Origin of the sequence: Flavobacterium psychroterrae, from assembly GCF_018380615.1 — a bacterium.
GTDB lineage: Bacteria > Bacteroidota > Bacteroidia > Flavobacteriales > Flavobacteriaceae > Flavobacterium > Flavobacterium psychroterrae.
The window spans coordinates 105,420-126,530 of record NZ_JAGYVZ010000008.1 but is presented as its reverse complement, the minus strand read 5'-3'; the positions used below and the strand labels follow the sequence as shown (position 1 = coordinate 126,530).

Annotated in this window: 27 protein-coding genes; 3 read left to right on the top strand and 24 right to left on the bottom strand. The window is 32.4% G+C overall.

What is annotated here, in order from left to right:
* The first annotated feature begins 14 nt into the window (after positions 1-14).
* Positions 15-440, top strand: a complete 426-nt coding sequence (locus KHA90_RS10455; RefSeq protein WP_213298930.1) for an SMI1/KNR4 family protein — start codon at positions 15-17, stop codon at positions 438-440.
* A 48-nt stretch (positions 441-488) separates the two neighbouring features.
* On the top strand, positions 489-851 hold the full coding sequence (locus KHA90_RS10450) for a VOC family protein (RefSeq protein WP_213298927.1): 363 nt from the start codon (positions 489-491) through the stop codon (positions 849-851).
* Between the two features lie 116 nt (positions 852-967).
* On the opposite strand, the gene KHA90_RS10445 is transcribed toward KHA90_RS10450, so the two are convergent.
* From KHA90_RS10445 to KHA90_RS10370, 17 genes are all read right to left on the bottom strand, one after another.
* Positions 968-1,648, bottom strand: a complete 681-nt coding sequence (locus tag KHA90_RS10445) for a 2'-5' RNA ligase family protein (protein ID WP_213298924.1) — start codon at positions 1,646-1,648, stop codon at positions 968-970.
* A 202-nt stretch (positions 1,649-1,850) separates the two neighbouring features.
* The gene (locus KHA90_RS10440) at positions 1,851-2,318 is read right to left on the bottom strand and encodes an SRPBCC family protein (RefSeq protein WP_213298921.1); all 468 of its coding nucleotides are present in this window, start codon (positions 2,316-2,318) and stop codon (positions 1,851-1,853) included.
* A 93-nt stretch (positions 2,319-2,411) separates the two neighbouring features.
* Positions 2,412-3,092, bottom strand: a complete 681-nt coding sequence (locus tag KHA90_RS10435) for a porin family protein (protein ID WP_213298918.1) — start codon at positions 3,090-3,092, stop codon at positions 2,412-2,414.
* Between the two features lie 144 nt (positions 3,093-3,236).
* Positions 3,237-3,818: an LOG family protein gene (locus KHA90_RS10430; protein ID WP_213298916.1), complete on the bottom strand. Its 582-nt coding sequence runs from the start codon at positions 3,816-3,818 to the stop codon at positions 3,237-3,239.
* Positions 3,819-3,887: 69 nt separating this feature from the next.
* The gene (locus tag KHA90_RS10425; protein WP_213298913.1) at positions 3,888-4,427 is read right to left on the bottom strand and encodes a GNAT family N-acetyltransferase; all 540 of its coding nucleotides are present in this window, start codon (positions 4,425-4,427) and stop codon (positions 3,888-3,890) included.
* 189 nt (positions 4,428-4,616) lie between these two features.
* On the bottom strand, positions 4,617-5,564 hold the full coding sequence (locus KHA90_RS10420) for a lactonase family protein (RefSeq protein WP_244860294.1): 948 nt from the start codon (positions 5,562-5,564) through the stop codon (positions 4,617-4,619).
* Complete coding sequence (locus tag KHA90_RS25360) at positions 5,561-5,779, bottom strand: hypothetical protein (protein WP_244860293.1); 219 nt, start codon at positions 5,777-5,779, stop codon at positions 5,561-5,563. The genes KHA90_RS10420 and KHA90_RS25360 overlap by 4 nt, the downstream gene beginning before the upstream one ends.
* Before the next feature lie 210 nt (positions 5,780-5,989).
* Positions 5,990-7,087 carry an MBL fold metallo-hydrolase gene (locus tag KHA90_RS10415; protein WP_244860292.1) on the bottom strand — a complete coding sequence of 366 codons (1,098 nt, stop codon included), beginning with the start codon at positions 7,085-7,087 and terminating at the stop codon, positions 5,990-5,992.
* A gap of 6 nt (positions 7,088-7,093) precedes the next feature.
* Positions 7,094-7,516: a DUF1801 domain-containing protein gene (locus KHA90_RS10410; RefSeq protein ID WP_213298910.1), complete on the bottom strand. Its 423-nt coding sequence runs from the start codon at positions 7,514-7,516 to the stop codon at positions 7,094-7,096.
* Positions 7,517-7,521: 5 nt separating this feature from the next.
* Positions 7,522-8,568 (bottom strand): serine hydrolase domain-containing protein, encoded by a 1,047-nt coding sequence (locus tag KHA90_RS10405; protein WP_213298907.1) that lies wholly within the window; start codon positions 8,566-8,568, stop codon positions 7,522-7,524.
* A gap of 157 nt (positions 8,569-8,725) precedes the next feature.
* Positions 8,726-9,094, bottom strand: a complete 369-nt coding sequence (locus KHA90_RS10400) for a nuclear transport factor 2 family protein (RefSeq protein ID WP_213298904.1) — start codon at positions 9,092-9,094, stop codon at positions 8,726-8,728.
* Positions 9,095-9,184: 90 nt separating this feature from the next.
* Positions 9,185-9,790, bottom strand: coding sequence for a hypothetical protein (locus KHA90_RS10395; protein ID WP_213298901.1), 606 nt, complete (start codon positions 9,788-9,790; stop codon positions 9,185-9,187).
* A 16-nt stretch (positions 9,791-9,806) separates the two neighbouring features.
* Complete coding sequence (locus KHA90_RS10390) at positions 9,807-10,502, bottom strand: hypothetical protein (protein WP_213298898.1); 696 nt, start codon at positions 10,500-10,502, stop codon at positions 9,807-9,809.
* A 16-nt stretch (positions 10,503-10,518) separates the two neighbouring features.
* Complete coding sequence (locus KHA90_RS10385; RefSeq protein ID WP_213298895.1) at positions 10,519-11,199, bottom strand: aspartate/glutamate racemase family protein; 681 nt, start codon at positions 11,197-11,199, stop codon at positions 10,519-10,521.
* 24 nt (positions 11,200-11,223) lie between these two features.
* On the bottom strand, positions 11,224-11,637 hold the full coding sequence (locus KHA90_RS10380) for a hypothetical protein (protein ID WP_213298892.1): 414 nt from the start codon (positions 11,635-11,637) through the stop codon (positions 11,224-11,226).
* Between the two features lie 63 nt (positions 11,638-11,700).
* Complete coding sequence (locus KHA90_RS10375; protein WP_213298889.1) at positions 11,701-12,615, bottom strand: helix-turn-helix domain-containing protein; 915 nt, start codon at positions 12,613-12,615, stop codon at positions 11,701-11,703.
* Between the two features lie 12 nt (positions 12,616-12,627).
* The gene (locus tag KHA90_RS10370) at positions 12,628-13,521 is read right to left on the bottom strand and encodes an NmrA family NAD(P)-binding protein (protein WP_213298886.1); all 894 of its coding nucleotides are present in this window, start codon (positions 13,519-13,521) and stop codon (positions 12,628-12,630) included.
* A 557-nt stretch (positions 13,522-14,078) separates the two neighbouring features.
* Between KHA90_RS10370 and KHA90_RS10365 the strand changes: the two genes are divergently transcribed.
* Positions 14,079-16,586, top strand: coding sequence for a M14 family zinc carboxypeptidase (locus KHA90_RS10365; protein ID WP_244860291.1), 2,508 nt, complete (start codon positions 14,079-14,081; stop codon positions 16,584-16,586).
* A gap of 187 nt (positions 16,587-16,773) precedes the next feature.
* On the opposite strand, the gene KHA90_RS10360 is transcribed toward KHA90_RS10365, so the two are convergent.
* The 7 genes from KHA90_RS10360 to KHA90_RS10330 form a co-directional block, all read right to left on the bottom strand.
* Entirely contained in the window at positions 16,774-17,202 is a 429-nt protein-coding gene (locus tag KHA90_RS10360) for a hypothetical protein (protein WP_213298883.1), read from the bottom strand.
* A gap of 95 nt (positions 17,203-17,297) precedes the next feature.
* Positions 17,298-17,705, bottom strand: coding sequence for a hypothetical protein (locus KHA90_RS10355; RefSeq protein WP_213298880.1), 408 nt, complete (start codon positions 17,703-17,705; stop codon positions 17,298-17,300).
* 68 nt (positions 17,706-17,773) lie between these two features.
* Positions 17,774-18,205: a GNAT family N-acetyltransferase gene (locus KHA90_RS10350; protein ID WP_213298878.1), complete on the bottom strand. Its 432-nt coding sequence runs from the start codon at positions 18,203-18,205 to the stop codon at positions 17,774-17,776.
* 10 nt (positions 18,206-18,215) lie between these two features.
* Entirely contained in the window at positions 18,216-18,869 is a 654-nt protein-coding gene (locus KHA90_RS10345) for a DUF2306 domain-containing protein (RefSeq protein ID WP_213298875.1), read from the bottom strand.
* A 19-nt stretch (positions 18,870-18,888) separates the two neighbouring features.
* A complete protein-coding gene (locus KHA90_RS10340) occupies positions 18,889-19,443 on the bottom strand; it encodes a hypothetical protein (protein WP_213298872.1) in 555 nt (184 codons plus the stop codon).
* Positions 19,444-19,483: 40 nt separating this feature from the next.
* Positions 19,484-19,873 carry a DUF1801 domain-containing protein gene (locus KHA90_RS10335; RefSeq protein WP_213298868.1) on the bottom strand — a complete coding sequence of 130 codons (390 nt, stop codon included), beginning with the start codon at positions 19,871-19,873 and terminating at the stop codon, positions 19,484-19,486.
* Positions 19,874-20,364: 491 nt separating this feature from the next.
* The gene (locus tag KHA90_RS10330; RefSeq protein WP_213298864.1) at positions 20,365-21,042 is read right to left on the bottom strand and encodes a carbonic anhydrase; all 678 of its coding nucleotides are present in this window, start codon (positions 21,040-21,042) and stop codon (positions 20,365-20,367) included.
* Positions 21,043-21,111: the final 69 nt, after the last annotated feature.

Sequence of the window (21,111 nt, the reverse complement as noted above, 5' to 3'; positions counted from 1 at the left end):
TGAAAGTATATTTTATGGAAGTTTTACAAGCAATAATTTCAAAGTATGATTTTCCAAAAAGAGATATCAATTCTTCTGTTCAAATAGCTAAAATAGAATCTTTTTCTAATTTAAAACTTCCTGAAGATTATGTTTTTTATCTTGAAAACTATTTGGGAATCGATCAGTTTATTGGTGTTGAGTTTATAAAACTATGGAGTTTAGAAGAAATTATCGAAGCCAATAAAAGCTATAAAATAGTTGAAGAATTAAAAAGAACAATTGGAATTGGTTCAAACGGAAGTGGAGAATTTATAGGAATTGAAATCGATCAATTTGAGAATGTAAAAGTTATCCTTTCTCCTTTTATTGATTTAAACAGTAAATATAATATTGTAATAGGAACTTCATTTACAGATTTCCTTATTCGTCTTGATCATAAAATTGAATGGTTTTCTTAAATTTGAGAATCTATTTCAGAAATTAAGATCATCCTAAATTCAATAAATATGAATCATAAAGCCAAATCCATCCGACCATTTATTGGTTCCAAAGATTTTGAAATTTCAAGAAGTTTTTACCGTGATTTAGGTTTTGAAGAAACCATTTTAGAAAATAATTTTTCTGTTTTTAAAACGGGAGAACTCGCTTTTTATCTTCAGGATTATTATGAGAAAAGCTGGAATGAAAACACAATGATTTTTCTTGAAGTTGAGGATGTTGATTACTATTACAATCAGTTATTAGCTTTAAATCTAACTGAGAAATACGGTGTGAAATTAACTCCAACGCGCCATTTAGATTGGGGAAGCGAATGTTTTTTACACGATCCGTCCGGTGTCTTATGGCATTTTGGGAAGTTTAAAGGATGAAGTTTTTTTGCCACGAATTGCACTAATTTCCACGAATTGAAATACGCTTAAATTACTGTCAAAAAAATTCGGGCTAATTCGTGAAATTCGTGGCAAAAAAAATCTGTTAAAAAAAATCAAATCATAAATTCTGCTAAATGAATTGTGTTTTCTTCTCTTTGATACCAATCATTATAAACCAATTCTAAATTTTCTACTGTAAATTCCCCAAAATTATAATCTCGGAATTCCTCCATAACTTCAATCAATTTCTCCGGATTTTGAAGTTTTTCCTGAAATCTCGAAACCGTAGAATGCGCCGTTGCTATAGAATAACGATTATCAATACTTTGCTGCAAAGTTGATTTCTTGAAATTCTCACGTAGTTTTTCGCGGAAATCATTCAAAGATTCGTCAGTTGGAAAACCCTGAACCATTACTGCTGATGGTGAAGCTGTAATACCTTTAAATTCAATTTTGATTTTGTCTAAAACCACCAGACTTTGTTGAATAATATCGATATACTCCTGAATATTGATTTCATCCAGAGTAAAACCTTCATAACACGAAATAATCGACATAATGGTAATATGAATATCAGAATCCGGATAATAATATTGTTCAGGTTCAATTGCTTTTAATTCGTTTAAAAACAACTGAATATTAGATTTTACTTTTTCGCTTGGGCGAATTAATAATGTAATTCCAAAGCGGGAATCTGCTGTATTATTAATTTGCGAATCTAATTTGTAATTTCCTTTTGAAATTGCTTCGGTAGATTTTTTATAAAGTTGATGGTAATGTTCGGTTAAATCCATTAAAAATTATTTCTTTTTCGGCTTTTTTTTATAATCTCGCAAAGGCGCGAAGTCGCAAAGTTTTTTAAGTTTTGTGTTTTTACTTTGTCTTCATTTCGCTAATGTGCAAGAATTTATCAGGAAAATAAACTTTGCATCTCTGCGTCTTTGCGAGATTATTTATTTAGTAAAAAATGCTTTCGAACTTTGAGGTTAATTCACATTAAGCAAATCCTTTCGGGAATCGATCCAGAACGAGATTCAGTTCTATATTATGTTCTAAATACGCTTTTGCACCGGCAAGAACTAACGTAAATCCTTCGGTTGAATTTCTGACCTGATCGATTATTTTATCCGGATCTCCTTTTAAACCGGAATTGGTAATGCTTACAAAAGTTTCATTTTCATCAAGCGGACTAAAAAGCCATTCCACTAAAGTCATTTCACCGGGATTTCCCCATTCTATCACAATTTTATGATTTTCCTGTAAAACATGCGTTGTAACAGTTAATGAGAAACCGAACATTTCCCAAGTCCATTCGGTTATGGTGTCTTGTTCCAATTTTCCGGAACCTTTAGTAAACCAAAATTTACTGGTAATTTCCGGATCTATAAAAGCCTGAAAAACTTCTGAAACAGGTTTCCGAATCAGCATTTCGGCTTTTGCGAAGTGGTTATTTTCTGTTTTCATCTTTTTTGTGAGGTTGTTAATAAATATATCGTGAAACTTATTTCTTCGGAGCTCTAAATTAAGAAATTGCTGTAAAAAAATGATAAAAATGAATTAAAATGTGAACCCGGCTAATAAATTAAGTGAGTTTGTTTTTAGAGTGCCGCCATTGATAAGCTCGCCTTTAGCAATATTAGCTAATCCTAAATTATCTCTTAATTCGATATGAAAATTATGATTTCCGCTAAGTTTAAATTCTTTGCCAATTCCGGCAGAAATTCCGTAATCTATTGATTTTCTATTATTTGTGTCTTCTGTTTCGTCATTATATATAGAGGGATAATTACTTTCTGATTTCATTCCGGATTTAAGTAAATAACCTAAATACGGTCCACCATTTATGTAGAAACTTTTGTCTGTTGATAAATTGTATTTTATCAGGATTGGAAGTACGATATAATTTAAATAGATTGTGGTTTTAGATTTATAAACAATTTGCTCAATTGGTACTGGTGATTCTGCTGTTTGCCAGTAATCAATTGTACTTTTAGAAATCTGCGTTTTTCTCTCGTAATTCAGATCAACTTTTATGGATAAGTTTTCTTGAATTTCATGCTCAAAAGAAAATCCAAATAAATAAGCAAATCCTGGATTATCATTTGTAAAAGATTCATAACCTCTTAAACCGGAATAGTTTAAACCTCCTTGTATTCCGAATTTAATTTTTGAATCCTGAGCAGATGTTTTAAAAGTGATTAAAAAAATGGTAAATAATAAAAAAGTAATTTTTTTCATGTTTTTTGGTTGAATATTTTGACGGCGAATATATGTAATTATGATTCGATTTTTCTATCAATTCACTGCCTAATATCTAAATAAATTAAAAATCCACACAAGTTTTTTACCTGTATGGATTTTAATTTTAAACTATTTAATGGGTTACACTTTCTCTTTCTCAATCCATTTTCCAACAGTTGGAGGAACATAATTTTTCATTTGGTTTAATAAATCATCAATGTTATCACTTACCAAAAGCATTTGTTGATTAACATCTTTGAGTAAACCTTTTTCTACCATAACTTTAGTTAATTCTATAAGTGAATCATAGAAACCGTTAATGTTTAAAATAGCGATTGGCTTTTTGTGCAATCCTAATTGCGCCCAAGTCAGCATTTCGAAAAGTTCTTCAAGCGTTCCAAAACCACCCGGAAGTGCAATTACACCATCGCATAATTCGTCCATTTTGGTTTTTCTCGCGTGCATGCTTTCTACCAAAATTAATTCGGTTAAACCTAAATGCGCAATTTCTTTTGATCTTAAAAAATTCGGTAAAACTCCAATTGCTTTTCCGCCTTCGTTTAAAACGCCACCGGCAACCGCGCCCATTAAACCTACGTTTGCTCCGCCATAAACCAATTCGATATTTTGTTGAGCCAGCGTTTTGCCTAATAATGTAGCTTGTTCTTTATAAATTTCTTCGGTCCCAAAACTTGATCCGCAAAAAACTGTTATTCTTTTCATTGTAATGCTTTATGTTTGAAGTTAAATATTTTTATTACTCGTTAAGCGCTGGAACTAATAATTCATAACTCATAATTTATAATTGGCAGCCTTTAATTCATATTCAAAATGAGGAATATCAATTCCGTTACTGGTAACATTCATTTCATTTATTTTTACCGCTCCCAGTTTTTCTACTGCTTTTTGGGAACGTATATTATCTGCGCCAATATGAAAAAACACCGAATCTAAATGCTGAAAAGCATAATCTATCAAAAGTTTTTTATTCGATTTATTGTATAATCCACCCCAAAATTTTCTGCCAATAAAAGTAAAACCAATGGCAACGCTTGATTTTTCAGGATTGTAATCATAGAATCTGGTATTGCCTATGATTTCATTTGTTTTTTTATCCAGAATTAAAAAAGAACTTTTTGAATCGATTGCCGCGTCAAAAAACGGCTTGAAAACTTCTATTTTATATCGGTCTTTCATTGGGTGTTGTTCCCAAATCAAAGGATCTGAAGCTACTTTATAAAGTTCGTCAAAATCACTTTCCCTCAACGGAATTAATTTTGTGATTTCGTCTTCAAGAATTTCTGGTTGTAAATTGAATTTTGAATTTGTCATTTTTTATTTTTTTCCACCGATTAAAGTGATTAAAGAGATTTTTTTCGCCACGAATTATCAAAAATCTACCATGATTTTATTGCGACGAAGAAGAAATTACATCAGATATTGCATCACGTATTTTAATTTAAATGAGAAAAAAACCAGCCAAAACCCTTTTAAACCAGTAAAACCCGTGCGCCATCAAAATTAAATATTTTTAATCTGAACGCAGGTAACATTTTCCATTTTAACTTCGTTTCCTACTTTTGTAAGCAATCCGGTTTTTGGGTTTCTAGCAAATACAACTACATTTCCTGAATTAACATTAGTTGCAATTAAAAATTTTCCGCTTTCGTCCATGGCAAAAACTCTTGGGTGATTTCCTAATGTCGATTGATAGCCAATGTTTTTTAATAATCCTTTTTTACTAATAGAAAAAATGGCAATATTATTTTCTTTCCCGCGATTGCTCGCATATAAAAACTTTCCGTCTGGCGAAATATGAACATCAGAACTCTCAAAACCAGATGTTATAGTATCAGGATGTGTATTGATTCGTTGAATTTGTTTTAACGTTCCATTATCATATTGATAAACACTTACAGATCCCGACATTTCTTCAATACAATAACCAAATTTTTGATTGGGATGAAACGTTAAATGTCTTGGTCCGGCTTCTAAATCTGTTTTTGTGAAAGGAGCTTTTGTTTCCAGTAAAGGTTGTTTTTTAGTTTCATCAAAACGATAACAGCGTATTTTGTCTGCGCCCAAATCGGGCAGGAATAAATAATCATTTTGAGGAGAAAATACAGTCGAATGAACGTGCGATTTGGTTTGACGTTCCTTGTTGACACTTCCGTCAGAGTATTGAAAATGCTGCGCAAGCGAATCAATTTTTCCGTTTTCTAATATCGGATGAACCGCAACACTTCCTTCATTATAATTACCATTTACGAGCCATTTCCCACTTTTATGAACCGAAAGATAAACCGGATTTTCACCGTGACTTGATTGCTTGTTTAAAAAGGTCAGCGTTTTATTTTCAGGATTAAACTCAAAACTGCTCACACTTCCGCCTTTTGGGACTCTGGTATCTGTGCAGGCATAAAGATATTTTCCGTTTGGGGATAATGTCAAATACGACGGATTGATCATGTCTTTTGCTGAGTAACTTTTGTCAAATTTCCGTTTGTATCTAATTGATATACCTGAATAGATTCTGCTGTTTTATCGCGGTTATAACTTCCTAAAAACACATAAGTATTTTGGGAAATTACATGAAATGAAATCAGAAAGGTAAAGGCGAGAAGGGCTGTTTTTAGTTTCAAGGGATTTTTTGTTTTATTAGTTTCAGGTTTTATTTGTTTCATGTTGCAAGTTTTCAGTCACGGTTTTCAGTCACAGTTTACAGTTACAGTTTACAGTCACAGTTTACAGTCGAAGTTTACAGTTACAGTTTACAGTCGTAGTTTACAGTTACAGTTTTAAATCTACAATCTACAATCTATAATCTATAATCTATAATCTACAATCTATAATCTACAATCTATAATCTACAATCTACAATCTACAATCTAAAATTACTTAACTCCTTTCCACCATTGGTTGAATTCTTGTTTTTCGTTTCTTAATGCTACTAATTCGCCAATCATTGGCGTGATTAACGGAATCGGATATTCGGAAATTGCATTAAGTTCTGTTACTTTTATCAACGGTTGATCCCAGGCATGAAGAGCCAATGCGAATTTTGAAGAATGCACCGGGAAAACTCGTTTTGCTTTTAGGTCTTTCATCGCTTTAATAACATCTTCAGGTAAATTATGAATGTATTTCCAGGCTGGATTGTATTGACCGTTATCGATAAGAGCAATGTCAAAAGGACCAAATTTCTCGCCAATTTCAGCAAAATGAGTGTCGTAACCGCTGTCACCGCCTAAATACATTTTAAAATCTTTTGTTTCCAGTACAAACGATGTCCAAAGCGTATTACAACGTTTGGTACTTCTGCCGGAAAAATGTCGTGATGGCGTTGTATAAAGTGTCAGATTTTGATCGAGTTCTATTTTTTCGTGCCAGTCTTTTTCGATGATAATTTCTTTTGGGAACTTCCAAAATTCAAAATGCGAACCTACACCAAGTGCACAAATTATTTGTTTGATTTTTGGTTTTAATTCCATGATCGTTTTATAATCTAAATGATCATAATGATCGTGCGTAATTAGTAAGTAATCAATTTCAGGAATATCATCGACCGTGTAAATATCAGTTCCTTTAAATGCTTTTGTAGTTCCGTAGATAGGCGAGGCGTTGCCGCTGAAAACGGGATCAATTAAAAAACGTTTTCCGCTAAGCTGAATATAATAGGAAGAATGTCCAAACCAAACCAAAACATCCTGATCTAAAGTAAGTTCGTGTAAGTTGGTTTTGATTGAAGGAATAATGTCAGCGGGAATTTTGCGGTCAACTTTTTTGAAAAAAAATTCAGAAATCACATTAAAGTAGCTGTAACCTTCTGCAAGTTCAGGCGTAAAATGTTCATTTTCGAATCTTCCGTTTTTGTATTGTGCTGATTTTTGTATCAAAGCCAATCGTTCTCCCGAGGGTCTTTTCCCGTATCTGGGATGTGTAAATACGTAAATAAGAAGGGCAAATAAAAGAAGTAATATTGTAATAATCATGTTGTTTTAGTTTGAGAGATATAATTTTTTTGAATTTTCTAAAGAAATTGAAATCATATTTTGCAGCGCAATAATATCAATATCAGTTAGTTTTTTAATATAAATACAAGCTTTTGCTGATTTATGTTTTCCTAATTGTGACAGTAATTCTTCTCTGTTTTCTACTGGAATATTGAGATAAAGTGAAATCGCTGCTTTTCTTGGAGAAAATGCTATAATTGGCGCATCGCCTTCATGGCCGCTGTCATATTTGTAATGATAACTTCCGAAACCAATAATACCTGTTCCCCACATTTTGGGTTCTAAGCCTGAAATTTTCTTCATTATTTTAGCCAGTTCAAAAGCATCATTTCTTTTTATTTCGTCATCAATAACATTTATAAAATCGGCAACACTGCTTTCGGTTTCGGTAGTTTTGTTTTTTGCCATTGTTTTTATTTTTTGTTGAGCAAATCACTTTTCAATAGGATATTTTTGATTTTAAATTCAGAAATATAAAACAATTTAGCATCCTCATTCATTTGATTTTCTAAAACTATTAAACTTACATCACTTTCAGGAAAATACAAATTTACAGAAGAAAATCCATCGCCTAGACCAGTATGACCAATATATTTAACAGTTTCTTTTTCGATAACTCTAATCCCGTAAGCGTAACCGTCTTTTTCTTTCCCGAAGAAATTATGTTGTGACAAAACACTTGGTTGTATTAGTAATTGATATGTTTCAGGTTTTAGGATTTTTCCTTTATGAAGATTATTATTCCAAATCGCCAAGTCCTTTACGGTAGAAACAACACCGTCTCCGCCTAAAGTTTCAGCGTTAATCTGGATTTCTTCGTCAGGTTCAAGGATTCCGTTTTTATTGTTATATCCTGTCGTTAAATTTTGTTTTTTATCTTCAGAATAACAGAAGGTGTTTCTCATATTTAGTTTCCTGAAAAGCGCATCAGCTACTTCTGAATAACTTTTTTTGGTGGTGAATTCTACAATTTTCCCCAGTAAATTAAAACTAATGTTTCCGTATTTAAAATCAGTTCCGGGTTTAAAAGCGAGCGGTTTTTGCAAATCTACGATTCCGTGAGTATGATTTAAAAGTTGATGAACGGTGATGGAATCTGCCCAGGTTTGTTTGAGTTCCGGCAAGTATTTTTTAATGGGATCCTGTAAATTAATTTTTCCTTTTTCAACTTCTAATAAAACTAAAACAGCAGCAATTAGTTTGCTATTTGACATGATTTCAAACTCACTGTCAATGGTCAATGGTTTTTTAGATGCGAAATTGGCAACTCCTTTTACTTTAGAATAAATTGTTTTTCCGTTTTTAGAAATCAAAACAACACCGTTAAAAATAGGGGATGTATTTGTAATTAAACTATCAATTTGAGCAGCATAATTGTCCTTTTTCTGAGCAAAAGAATTGCAATTCGAAAATAAAAAAAGAAAAGATAATAGGAGGGGAATTCTGGAAATAGAGTTCATTGAAGGGTTTTGTTATTTTTGTTTCAGGTTTTTTTTAGTCTCAGTTTTCAGTCTCAGTCTCAGTTTTCAGTCTCAGTCCCAGTCTCAGTTTCTAGTCTCAGTTTTCAGCGACTGCGACTTTGACTGGAAACTGCGACTGAAAACTGCGACTGAAAAACTAGAACATCCCATTTTCATTAATAGGATCTTTTGGAATTGGTTGTCCTAAATCCCAAAGTTCGACGATTTTATCTGATTTGAATTTTAAAATATGTACTACTGCAAAACCAAGTTCTACGGGAGTTTGTTTTAAGTGAGAATGTACGGCAACTAAATTATCATCTTCAAGAATATGATGAATCTTAAACACTTTATTAGGGTTTGTTCTTGTCGATTCTTCCATGGCGAGCATCAAAGTATCGGCATCGCCTTTAAAATAGGCGTTATGATGTTTGAAGTTTTTGCCTACATACAAACGAAATGCTTCGTGCGAATGCCCGTTTGCAGCGAGATTTAAAAACTCCGTAGCTATTTCTTTCCTAGTCATGATTTTAATATTTAAAAAGCTAACTAAGTTATAAAATAAGTATGTAGGAAATTACAAAAAAGGCTTTTATATTTTATTGTTTAAAACGGTTTATTCCAGACGTTGAAACTCATAAGTGCTATTATAACTGGGTCCTGCCCAAAATAAAAATAATAGTGCGCCGGTATTATCCAAGGCTTCATTTACAATCAAATTATTGTTTTTTGAAATTGCTATTCGGCGTTTATTATTTTGGCATCCGCCAAAAAGATAGGGGATTCCGGTACATTTCAGAAATTTATTGTCGAGATAAAACATTCCGTCTTTTTTGAGTTCGCCTTTGATTTGCTGCTTTTTAATACTTTGATTATTTTTAAATAATTCAACGCTTAATTCTTTATCAGTAATAATTTTCAGTTCAATTTGATAGTTTATTGTTTCATTTAAAATAGAATCGATAGCGTTGAATTTTATGCTTTCATTTGTAATGAAGTTATAAGAATTGATATATTTTTTTAAATTTTCTATATTGGAATGTTCGGTTTTTTTGTCGAATTTTTTTATCGGAGAAAAACTAAACTTTCCGTCAAACGAATGTAAATTACCGGGATTAATTGAAGTGTAGTCGTTTTTGAAATTTTTAGTAGAAAATGAAGCACAGTTTAGTAAAATAACTGAAACAATGAGAAGTGCGAATATTTTTAAAATCTTTTTCATATACGATTTTACAGTATTAAATGATAATGAATGAGTTAGATTTTAAATATCGATTTTCATTTATTACTTTTTTTGCTTCGGGACTAATCCAGAAATTCGGTCGATATAGTTTTGTTTGGTTTTGCACTTTGGCTTTATCAGATAATGCTTTTATGTTTTTTATTAAATCATTAAATAAATTATAATTATTAAAAGCATGTGCATCAATTATAGAATTATCTCCATCAATTAAAAAACTCACAAATTTTGGATACGTTAATTCTAATCCAATAGTTCCTTCTGTATTCATGAAAGCAACACTTAAACTTTCTTTATCTTTAAAAAAATAAAGGTAAAAAGGACTTATATTAATTACCGGTTCGGTAGGTCTGACGAGTTTAAATTCTTTTGAAACTTCTTCTTTATTAATAATATTCTCAAAGTTTATTTTTTCGATATCATCCGTAATAGATATCCTCATCTTACTTTCATAAAACCAATGTTCTTTTTGATCTAATTTTTTTTTACCAATTAAAATTTCATTAAAAAAATCCCTGTAACCATCAAATATATAAGAATCTTCAGTTTTTTTATAATCTATTGCTACTCTTGTATTTGTAATAATAAAATAAAATTTTAAATCCTTGAAAATGGATTCAAATTCTTTTGATGTTAGTATGAAATTAAATTTATTCCAACCTTTTCCTGCTCCAAGTCCACCAAAATAGCCCATGTTTATAGCATTTAATTTAAGAAACTATAAAATTTACAATTGCTTCAGAATGTATTTTAGCGGTATCAAAAACGGGAACCGAAAAATGGGATTGATCGATTAGCAACGGAATTTCGGTACAACCTAAAATAATTCCTTCGGCGCCTTTTTCAATAAGTTCGTTTGCAATTTTGATATAATTCTGTCTCGATTCAGGATTGATAATTCCCCTTCCCAATTCTTCTTTCAAAACATGTTGAATATAATCTCTAGTTTCTTGTTTTTCAGGAATCAGTACATTTAGTCCAAAGCTTTTCAGGCGGTCTTTATAAAAATCCATTTCCATAGAAAACGAAGTTCCTAAAAGTCCAATTGTAGTAATTTTTTCTTTTGTTATGGCTTTTGCGGTTTCTGTACCAATATGAATTAATGGTAATTCGATTGCTTTTTCAATTTCATCTGCATACATATGCGCAGTATTGGCGCATAAAACAATGGCATCAACGCCACTTTTCTTTAAACTCAAACATGCATTTAATAGCAGTTCATAGGAGTTCGCCCAGGTTTTTTCCTGGATATCACCAAAGTTCAAGGAATAAATAAGACATTCTGCAAATTGCAATCCTCCTAATTTTTTATTTACGCCTTCATTGATCAATTTATAATAATCAATTGTCGAAACCCAGCTGATACCGCCTACAAGTCCAATTTTTTTCATGTTTTAATTCAGTTTAAAATACTGTTATTCTTCTGATGTAACTATTTTTTTAGCCAAATAAGCCATTGGAAGATAAGCAAATACAAGATCAATAACATTGTACCAAACTGGTGAAGGTAAAGTACAGACATTCACGATTCCGCCCAATAAAAAGAAAGCACCAATTGCGAGCGCTAATCTCATTTTGTTATTTGCCGCGATTAAAGCTGTCGTTGCTGCGCCTGCAAAAGTCCCGATTGCATGTGCCACAAATGGGAAAATAAAATGTTTAGGTTCAAATAAATGCATGGTGGCTTTCAATCCTTCCATTGTAGTGACATCTGCGCCGTGTGGAGCAGGAATAACAGAACTGCTCATTAATAGGATAGACATATTAGCAATACTGCCTACGAAAAGACCAATGATAACGGCAAGTGTATTTTTGAAAACAGGATTCATAAACGTATTTTTTATTCAACGAATTTATGAAAATTAAAGAAGTTTTTTTGCCGAAAGCCTTTTTTAATTAAAAGACTGCCTGAATTCTAAAGGAGAAATAGTGGTTTTGGTCTTAAATAATTTACTGAAAGATTGCTGATGTTCAAAGCCCAATTCAAATGCAATTTCGCTTATGGATAAGTTTGTTGTCGTTAGTTTTTCTTTGGCTTTTTCAATCAGTTTATCGTGAATATGCTGTTGTGTGCTTTGACCCGTTAGTGATTTCAATAATCCGCTTAAATAATTTGGCGTAATATTTAAGGTTTCGGCAATATAATGAACCGTTGGTAAACCGTTTTTGGTCAGGGAATCATTCGCAAAATAATCGTCAAGTAAATTTTCTAATTTAGCCAGAATTTGATGATTGCTTATTTTTCGGGTAATAAATTGGCGGTTATAAAAGCGTTCCGCGTAAGTCAGCAATAATTCAATTTGGGCGATAATAACATCCTGACTGAATTTATCAATATTTGACTGATATTCCTGCTGAATGTTTTTCATCAGATTAATTATCATTTTTTCTTCTTTATCCGAAAGATGTAAAGCTTCATAAACCGAATAACCAAAATACTCGTATTGCTTGATTTTTTTGGCAAGCGGCGTATTCCATAAAAAATCAGGATGGACCAATAATGACCATCCTGTGTGTTGAAGCTCAGAATTTCCTTCGATAGAAAAAACCTGACCCGGCGAAATAAACATCAAAACACCTTCTTTAAAATCGTATTCCTGCTGACCGTATTTCATTTTTGCATTTGCATTTCGTTTTAATGCAATCGAATAAAAATCAAGCATTAAGCTTTTGGGCTCATTTTCGCTCAGATACTTTAAATCTTCAAAATTATAAACGCTCACTAATGGATGTTCCGGTTTGGGCAAATTTCTAAATTCATGAAATTCGCTGATACTTTTTATTCGAACAGGTTGATTATTTGCCATAGTCTAAGGTACTTATTTCTGGTTGTAAATTGCAGCAAATTCTTTAGCATAATCTGCCAGTTTTGTTTTTCCCATCATGGCAGGTCTGTTTTTAATATAATCTGCGCCAAGTAAACCATTGTAAAGCCCGGCATACATTTCGACCAAACCTTCGGCGATTTTAGGTTGCATTCCTACATTTACCAGTCCATTTAACGTTTCTTCATCTGTCGTTAAAACCCATTTTAAATCCGGTTTTCCTATTGCATTTCCTAAAATTTTTGCCGTTTCATCACCAGTAAGTTCTTCGCTTGAAACATAACGGACTTTTTTCCCGTCAAGCGGAGTAACGATTTCCTCAGCAATTGCAAGGGCAATATCATTAGGAGAAACCCACGGAATCATTCTGTCAGCGCCATAATTTGTTGCAATAATTCCTTTTGATTTAATGAGCGGAATATAAGCCAGCAAATTATAAAAGAAAGAAGTTGGACGTATAAACGTAATCGAAGCATTAAGTTGATTCAAAACCGCTTCGATCTCATTATAACGCTGAATAATTCCTGAATTCTTTTCTAAATGCGCGCCAATACTGCTTAAGAATACGACACGTTGTACGCCTGATTTCTCAATTGCTTCTGCATAATTATTTCCAATTGTACGTGTAAAAGCATCCAGATCCAAATTAGGATCGAAATAATTCGCACGCGGAATCATGCAATAAACAGCATCTGCACCAGAAAATGCTTTAGTCAAAAATGCCACATCCTCAACCGAACCAATCGCCGCCGAAGCTCCTAAAGCTTCAATTTCAGCTTGTTTGTCGTTGCTGCTACTAATGACCGTAACTTCATGTCCGTTTTGCACTAATTCCTGAGCTAACGGTTTGCTAATGTTCCCTAAAGAACCTGTAATTGTAATTTTCATTTGTATCTATTTTTATAGTACAAAGTTGCGCAACATTCAAAGAACAGATTTAGCCAAAACTATTATTGTCGTAGCCAAAAGCAATAGAATTAGATTATTAGATTGTTGGATTATTAGATTATTAGATTATTAGATTTTTCGATTGTTGGATTTTTGGATTGTTGGGATTTTTGGATTTTTGGGATTTTTGGATTTTATTTTTTAGGAGCAGTAATTTTTATTTTCATCAGAAGCTTTTGTCCCGCTGTTCGCTGTAATCTTTTGCTTTTTAAAGGAAAAAGTAAAAGGATTTCGCTTCCATCGGGGCTAGATTAGAGGTTTTGGTTTTTAAATGATGTGAAGGTTCTGGGTTTACGTTATGTTTTTAAGTTTTACTAAAATCATATATAATTGACACAAAAGGAGTTTTTAACGTTGCGTTACAAAACCCGACAGGTTTTTAAAACCTGTCGGGTTTAGTAAGTAATAATAAGTATCTCTAAAAAAATACTGCAATCTTGTCTTTCTGTATAAAGTTAATTGTTATTTTTAACCACCTATCCAAATTCAACTTACCAATGAACAAAACATTTATCGCGACAGTATTGCTGTTAACCGTTTCTTTTTCTGTTTTTGCGCAACTCAAAACACCATCAGAATTTATTCCCAATTACGGTAAACAAATCAGTTATTACCATCAGGTCGAAGATTATTTCAATTATCTGACGGAACAATCGCAATCGATCAAAAAGCAGAAATACGGCGCAACAAACGAGCAGCGCGATTTAAATGTCTATTATATTTCGACTCCTGAAAATCTGGCAAATCTGGAACAAATCCGCAATAATAATTTGGCTTCGATAGGATTATCAGATAAAAAAAATAGAGCTGTTGAAGATAAAATTATAGTCTGGCTGAGTTTCAACGTTCACGGAAATGAATTTGCCGGAACCGAAAGTGCTTTGACAGTTGCTTACGAACTTTTGAATCCGTCAAACGAAGCAGCAAAACAATGGTTAAAAAATACAATTGTAATTCTTGATCCTTGTATTAATCCTGATGGATATTCAAGATACGGAAACTGGTTAAGAGAAGTTACAGGCAAAAAAACACATCCGGGTTTGTATGACAGAGAACACATGGAAGTCTGGCCAGGCGGAAGATACAATCATTATCTTTTTGATTTGAACAGAGATTGGGCTTGGCAAACGCAAATAGAATCGCAGCAACGCATTAAATTGTACAATCAATGGATGCCGCAAGTTCATACAGATGTTCACGAAATGAGTTATAATTCGCCGTACTTTTTTCCTCCGGCGGCAGAACCTTTGCATGAATTTATCGAGCAATACCAAAAGGATTTTTATAATGTTCTGGGTAAAAATATTTCAGAGAAATTCGACAAACAAAACTGGATGTACACAACCAGAGAACGATTTGATTTGTTTTATCCAAGTTATGGCGATACATATCCTACATATAACGGCGCAGTTGGCTTAACGCTGGAACAAGGCGGAATAGGAGCGGGGCGAGAAGTAACGATGGAAAACGGCGCAAATGTTACCATAAAAGACAGATTAACGCATCACGCAACAGCGGTTTTAACAGTTGTAGAAAGTGCCGCTTCGCAAAAAGATGTTTTGCTAAAAGGTTTCAGGGATTTTCATACGAATGCCAGAATAAAAGCAAAAGGCGTTTACAATACTTATGTGTTGAAAAGTAATCCAAAACTGGAACAGTTGACCGAAATGCTAAAGAAAAACGACATAGAATTTGCCTACGCAGATGCATCAGCAACCGGATCCGGTTTTCATTATCAAACTAAGAAAAATGAAAGTTTCAAGATTGAACCAAATGATTTGATTATAAAAGCCGATCAGCCGAGATCAGTTTTGGCGCAGGTTTTATTTGAACCCAATCAAAAATTAAATGATAGTTTATCTTATGATATTACGGCTTGGGCTTTGCCATTAGCTTATGGAGCTGAAGGTTATGCGGTTAAAAATACGCTGCAAATAAAAACAAAAGCCACGATTGACATCACCCCGAAAACGGTTCCTGCAAGTGTTTACGCTTTTTACGTTCCGTGGAATAGCAGGATTTCGGCTCAGGTAGTTTCATTATTACATCAAGCGGGAATAAAAGTGCGTTCGGCAATGAAAAAAGCCGTTTTTGGAACCGTTGCTGTTGAACCTGGCGGTTTAATTATAAGCCGTGGAGACAATCCAAAAATAGCTGATTTTGAAAAAACAGTTAGCGATATCGTCAAAATAAAAACCGATTACAGTTTTATAACTACAGGATTTTCAACCAATTCTAAAGATATTGGCGGAGAAAATTTCACATTGCTAAAAGCACCAAAAATTTTAATGCTTTCAGGAAAAGGTGTTGTTTCGACCGAGTTTGGCGCGACGTGGTATTATCTTGACGAAACGATAAGTTATCCGGTAAGTATCGTTGAAACGTCTAATTTTAGTCGCGTTAAACTATATAATTACAATACGTTAATCCTTTCTGACGGAAGTTACGATTTATCCGAAGATCAAAAAAAGCAAATCGATGAATGGATAAAAAATGGCGGAAAAGTAATTGCAATGAGCAATGCGATTTCGTTATTTCAGGATCGTGCCGGTTATGCTTTGAGTTTGTTCGCAAGCAAGGAAGACAAAGAAAAATCTGAAAAAGAAGATAGCGAAACCGAACTTAAAAAGCGTTTTCTTGATTTTGAAGGGTCAGAACGTCGAGGGATTTCAGGTTCTATTCCGGGTGCAATAATCGAGAATAAACTGGACAAAACTTATCCAATGGCTTTTGGTTTGGGCAACACATATTTTAGTCTTAAAACTAACGAAAGATCATTTTCGTTATTGAAAAATGCTATTAATGTGGCGTATATTCCAAAAGATTATGTGAGTTATGGCTTTGTTGGAAACGATATCAAGAAAAAGCTCAACGAAACCGTGAGTTTTGCCGTAGATAAACGCGGCGATGGCGTTGTGATTTACATGATGGACAATCCGCTTTTTAGAGGTTTCTGGGAAAACGGAATCCTGTTATTCAGCAATTCTCTGTTTTTAGTGAATTAAAAAAAATGCCAAATTCCATTTTTTTTGAATGGAATTTGGCATTTTAAATATTTGGATTTTATTTTCAGGAGCAGAAAAAATCAGGTTTTCAAGACCTTTTGTCGCGCTGTACATTATATCTTTTCCTTGCTAAAGGAGCAAGAAAAAGGATGCCGTTTCCATCGCGGCTATTCTACACATTTATCATTTAAAAGATTTTGAATGCAGCAGGATTTATTTTTTCATATTCCATTGTAAAGCAATCAAAACATTCATCGCGTAAATACAATTTTTCGCCTTTGATTTCATATGATTGCACTCGGGCAATATCATTGGCAATTGCACCTGTTGGAGTTACAATCATTTTTTTAATCCCGCCAAAAATTGATTTTTTTGTTTGAATAGAATACGTATGAGTGCTCACTAAATTTGAATTGATATAGGTTTTCAATGTAGTGTCAGAAAATTCTAAAACTGTTTGCTGATCTGTGGTTATCGGAAATGTTGAACCCGTAATACCGCCGGAAGCGTTAGTCAAGATCCAGCTCCCCTTTAAATTATTTACAGATGATTCTTTATCATCGTTATTACAAGAAACAAATAAAACAACGGCGATTAATACAAACAATTTTTTCATGGTTTAAATTTTTTACATTGGTTTATTTAAAAGATGTGAATTTTGTTAAATGGTTGCGTTGTAATTGTTTAAAGTTTTAAAATTTGTTTTATATCTTATTGCATATTAAAAATAATGACATCAGTGAATCTTTCTATTTCTTCGATGATATATAAACTATCGTTGAAATATTCCATATCAAAATCATCATCTCCCCAGACTTCAAATCGTTTGTTGCATGTTTCTAATTTTGCTTTATCAAATGCTGTTTCATTCCAGTCGAGTTTTGATTCTCCTGCAATTTCGAGTGCTTCTTCATTGACATAAGCTTCTTCTGAAAATGCAATGTATAAATGATAATCATCTTCAAATACAAGATTGATTTTGTCGCTTTCGAGTACAATTTCAGGTTTGTTTTCGGTTACGGATTCATAAAAAGCGTCTAAATTATTTTTTAAAGCCATCAGACTCGCATCAGATGTTGGCGCTATAAATGCTAAATAAGAGTAATAAGTATTTGCCATTATCGAATTAATTTTTTAAGTATTTTGAATTTTTATATTGTATAATGAGTTGTGAAACTTTATATAGTTTACTGCATATTTTCTGATAATTTAAATAATATATAATCTCCGTTTGTAGATGGTCCTCTTTCTTTTTCTATAAATCCTTTTCGTCTATAAAAGGCAACGGCTTTTGTATTATCCTCTAAACATTTTAAAGTAATTGGGAATTTGGTTTTTTCAATTACGGCTTTTAATAATTGCGTTCCAATGCCTTTATCATGATATTTTTCATCAACATACAAATGATGAATAAAATTATTGGGCATCCAGATCGAAATAAAACCAACAACAACGTTATCAATACTGGCGACTAAAACTTCTTCGCCATGAATTTCCTTATCAAAATCCTTCAATTGATAATTTGATGTATCAAGCCATGAAAATGTTGATTGTCGCTCTTTTAAAAATAGTTTTCTTAAAGCGTCGTAATCGGTTTTTTTTATTGGTGAAATTTCCATTATAATTACTTTATCCTAATGCAATTTTGGATTGCTTTTTATTTAATTTTTTTATCCAATATCTTATGCAAAAAATACCAATTATTGCCGGAATAAACCATCCGTAAAAACTCGGAAAAAATTCATTTACAACCACAAAAGCAGTTGTTGCGGCGATATAACCACCAATCATTTTTCCTAAATGCAATTTTAACCAGTTATGTTTAAGTTTTACAGGATTTTTGAATAATATTAAATCTCTTGCCGAAAAAATTAGCCCGGTAATACCAAGAACTGTCAGAACAATATTGATCGATTGATTTACAAAAGGATTATACAAAATCATCAGAATTGCGGTAATAATCATAATCCATGAAATTATTTTGTCTGTTTTTAAATTTAGGTCTTCGTTTTTGAATCGTAAGGATCTGTATCCCATTATGGTAAAATAAGAGCTAAAAATTCCTATAGAAAATAAAAATGGACTTTCGTGTTTTGGCAATGTAGCAATAATTAAAGCAGTCAAGGCAGATAATAACATTGAATAATAAAAAAGTTTTCCTGATTTTTTATGCACCTTATTTCCTTTTTTTACTATTAGCGAAATCAAACCTGAAAGAAGAGCAATACCACCAAATATGGCGTGAAAATAAATTAAGATTTGAATTATTTGTTCGTTCCTCATTATAGATTTTTAGACTTATTTATTTATCAAGTTTTAATGTAGTTCCCATTATAATGGGAAAATTCCAATATCCTTTTTTTATTTTTATTTCGGCAAAATTGTAGGTGTTTATTTTTTTGAAATCACAGTTGTGAATATTGATTTCTCTTTCGGTTCCTTCAATATTTACGGTGATACTATTAGGAGATCTTTTATAACTTTCGTGTTTTGCAATAATAGGCGAAAGTATTTTATATTCTTTATTGGTTGATAGATATTCGTTTGCAATCAAAAAAACGGTGCATGAAATTGAACCGTAGATTAAAAGAATTAAAGAGAAATGTTCGAGTATTCTAAAGTTTTTGCCTTCCTTTTTTTTCTCGTAATTATAAAATAAAATGCCAAAAGCAAGACCGGAAATAATATAGATGTAAAGTATAAGTTCAAATTTTATAATGATAAAATTGTTGTATTGTCTGGTAAGGTAAATAAATGAAATTAAGGAAAGTGGGATTGAAAGCACTTTGATGATAAAAACGAGAAGTTCTTTTTTTGTGCTTTTTTGTATTTTGATTTTTCTGTGTCGGCGACTCATAATGTTAGAATATTATTGAACTTAAATAGGGAAACAATTATTATTTAAGACGGATTAAAATTCCTTTTCGTTTGATCAGGTTTTTATAATCCCATTGTATTTCCTGCGCTTTTTTGAGCCAGCGTTCTAAGTCGGTTTTGTTGATTTGTGTGGGAGAAGTGTAGCGAAATTCGGCTGCTTTGAAGGAACCTTCATCGATGAGGTTTTCTTCGTCAAAGGATTGTCCGCTCCAGAAAAGTAAACGCACATTGTTTTTTAATTTGCTGTAACCGACAATTGGATTTCCGCCCAGAAACCAAACCGGATGTGCATGCCAGATTTTATTTTGGGCATTTGGTAAATTTTTATTGATTATTGTGGCTAACTGATCGCAGATTTCTTTATCTGCCGCGATTTGAGAATTATTGTATTCTGATATTTCTGCATTCATAATAATAACATTTTTTTATTTGTAACTAATTGAATGTGTAGGTTTTGGTTTTGAATCTTATGCTAAAATAATCTTTTTTTGTGAGAATATTTAATAGCAAAATGATATTATTATGAAAACCTGAGTTCGCGTAAGGGATTGAGGCGGTATCCTTTTATGTAACTTTTGTGGAATAAAAGATATAGCCGAAAGCCCGACCCGAAGGGATACGCCCAGAATATAATTATTGATTGTTAATTGTTAATTGTAATTGTTGGGGTGGTTTTTTAACCCAGAGTTACATAGGTTTTTATATTCTTGGGAAATGGCGTTTAACTCATTTGAAATTTACATAGTTATGTGAAAGAAATGGGTTTCTTTTGTTGGCTCTTTTTTGTAGCAATGATCTATGTTTCTATGTGTTAAATGTTCTTTTATATGCTGATTGATAAAAAATAGAAATCCGATACATTTTCATATATCGGATTTCTGATTTTAGATTTTATTCTAATTTATAACTGGATTACTTTTCCTGTATGCACGTCGTATAACATGGGAACGACTTTTATTTTGTGCTCTTTTATAATAGGATTATCCTGAATTAGTTTTAATGAATGTTTGATATTAGCATCTATAGCGCCTAAATAATTTGTTGCTTTTGGTGTTTTTTTATCGGCTTCGATTTCTTCTTTTTCCTGCGAAATTGTTTCAACAATGTTATCGATATGATTGAAATGTTTTTTGTAAGCTCCGTCTTTATCGTTGATATATGCTTTGATTGCACCACATTCTGTATGACCTAAAACCACGACTAATTTTGTGTCCAGATGTTCTACGGCATATTCAATGCTTCCCATATCAATATCTGAAATTAAATTTCCTGCGTTACGAATGACGAATAAATCGCCAATTCCCTGATCAAAGACAATTTCTGGTGAAACTCTGCTATCAGAACATGTTATGATGACAGCAAAAGGGTTTTGACCGTTCTGATTGGCTAAAACAGATTTTTTGTTTTGATGCGGATGAATTGATTTTTCGGATATAAAACGTTGATTACCGGAATTTAATTGTTCTATAGGATTTGAATTTTTATTTATTTCGGCGTCAATCATTTTTTTCTCGTGATGTTTTTTACAACTAACAATAGAAAAAATTATAAGTACTAGGATTGCAATTTTTGTTTTCATTTTCGGAATATTTAATTGGTATTTATTTGACGTTCTGTTTTGATTTTAGAACTATGCAAAATTATTTTG

Excerpts from the sequence above, each read along its gene's own strand:
- KHA90_RS10455 (WP_213298930.1), top strand. The coding sequence starts at position 15 with ATGGAAGTTTTACAAGCAATAATTTCAAAGTATGATTTTCCAAAAAGA.
- KHA90_RS10450 (WP_213298927.1), top strand. The coding sequence starts at position 489 with ATGAATCATAAAGCCAAATCCATCCGACCATTTATTGGTTCCAAAGAT.
- KHA90_RS10445 (WP_213298924.1), bottom strand. The coding sequence starts at position 1,648 with ATGGATTTAACCGAACATTACCATCAACTTTATAAAAAATCTACCGAA.
- KHA90_RS10440 (WP_213298921.1), bottom strand. The coding sequence starts at position 2,318 with ATGAAAACAGAAAATAACCACTTCGCAAAAGCCGAAATGCTGATTCGG.
- KHA90_RS10435 (WP_213298918.1), bottom strand. The coding sequence starts at position 3,092 with ATGAAAAAAATTACTTTTTTATTATTTACCATTTTTTTAATCACTTTT.
- KHA90_RS10430 (WP_213298916.1), bottom strand. The coding sequence starts at position 3,818 with ATGAAAAGAATAACAGTTTTTTGCGGATCAAGTTTTGGGACCGAAGAA.
- KHA90_RS10425 (WP_213298913.1), bottom strand. The coding sequence starts at position 4,427 with ATGACAAATTCAAAATTCAATTTACAACCAGAAATTCTTGAAGACGAA.
- KHA90_RS10420 (WP_244860294.1), bottom strand. The coding sequence starts at position 5,564 with ATGATCAATCCGTCGTATTTGACATTATCCCCAAACGGAAAATATCTT.
- KHA90_RS25360 (WP_244860293.1), bottom strand. The coding sequence starts at position 5,779 with ATGAAACAAATAAAACCTGAAACTAATAAAACAAAAAATCCCTTGAAA.
- KHA90_RS10415 (WP_244860292.1), bottom strand. The coding sequence starts at position 7,087 with ATGATTATTACAATATTACTTCTTTTATTTGCCCTTCTTATTTACGTA.
- KHA90_RS10410 (WP_213298910.1), bottom strand. The coding sequence starts at position 7,516 with ATGGCAAAAAACAAAACTACCGAAACCGAAAGCAGTGTTGCCGATTTT.
- KHA90_RS10405 (WP_213298907.1), bottom strand. The coding sequence starts at position 8,568 with ATGAACTCTATTTCCAGAATTCCCCTCCTATTATCTTTTCTTTTTTTA.
- KHA90_RS10400 (WP_213298904.1), bottom strand. The coding sequence starts at position 9,094 with ATGACTAGGAAAGAAATAGCTACGGAGTTTTTAAATCTCGCTGCAAAC.
- KHA90_RS10395 (WP_213298901.1), bottom strand. The coding sequence starts at position 9,790 with ATGAAAAAGATTTTAAAAATATTCGCACTTCTCATTGTTTCAGTTATT.
- KHA90_RS10390 (WP_213298898.1), bottom strand. The coding sequence starts at position 10,502 with ATGGGCTATTTTGGTGGACTTGGAGCAGGAAAAGGTTGGAATAAATTT.
- KHA90_RS10385 (WP_213298895.1), bottom strand. The coding sequence starts at position 11,199 with ATGAAAAAAATTGGACTTGTAGGCGGTATCAGCTGGGTTTCGACAATT.
- KHA90_RS10380 (WP_213298892.1), bottom strand. The coding sequence starts at position 11,637 with ATGAATCCTGTTTTCAAAAATACACTTGCCGTTATCATTGGTCTTTTC.
- KHA90_RS10375 (WP_213298889.1), bottom strand. The coding sequence starts at position 12,615 with ATGGCAAATAATCAACCTGTTCGAATAAAAAGTATCAGCGAATTTCAT.
- KHA90_RS10370 (WP_213298886.1), bottom strand. The coding sequence starts at position 13,521 with ATGAAAATTACAATTACAGGTTCTTTAGGGAACATTAGCAAACCGTTA.
- KHA90_RS10365 (WP_244860291.1), top strand. The coding sequence starts at position 14,079 with ATGAACAAAACATTTATCGCGACAGTATTGCTGTTAACCGTTTCTTTT.
- KHA90_RS10360 (WP_213298883.1), bottom strand. The coding sequence starts at position 17,202 with ATGAAAAAATTGTTTGTATTAATCGCCGTTGTTTTATTTGTTTCTTGT.
- KHA90_RS10355 (WP_213298880.1), bottom strand. The coding sequence starts at position 17,705 with ATGGCAAATACTTATTACTCTTATTTAGCATTTATAGCGCCAACATCT.
- KHA90_RS10350 (WP_213298878.1), bottom strand. The coding sequence starts at position 18,205 with ATGGAAATTTCACCAATAAAAAAAACCGATTACGACGCTTTAAGAAAA.
- KHA90_RS10345 (WP_213298875.1), bottom strand. The coding sequence starts at position 18,869 with ATGAGGAACGAACAAATAATTCAAATCTTAATTTATTTTCACGCCATA.
- KHA90_RS10340 (WP_213298872.1), bottom strand. The coding sequence starts at position 19,443 with ATGAGTCGCCGACACAGAAAAATCAAAATACAAAAAAGCACAAAAAAA.
- KHA90_RS10335 (WP_213298868.1), bottom strand. The coding sequence starts at position 19,873 with ATGAATGCAGAAATATCAGAATACAATAATTCTCAAATCGCGGCAGAT.
- KHA90_RS10330 (WP_213298864.1), bottom strand. The coding sequence starts at position 21,042 with ATGAAAACAAAAATTGCAATCCTAGTACTTATAATTTTTTCTATTGTT.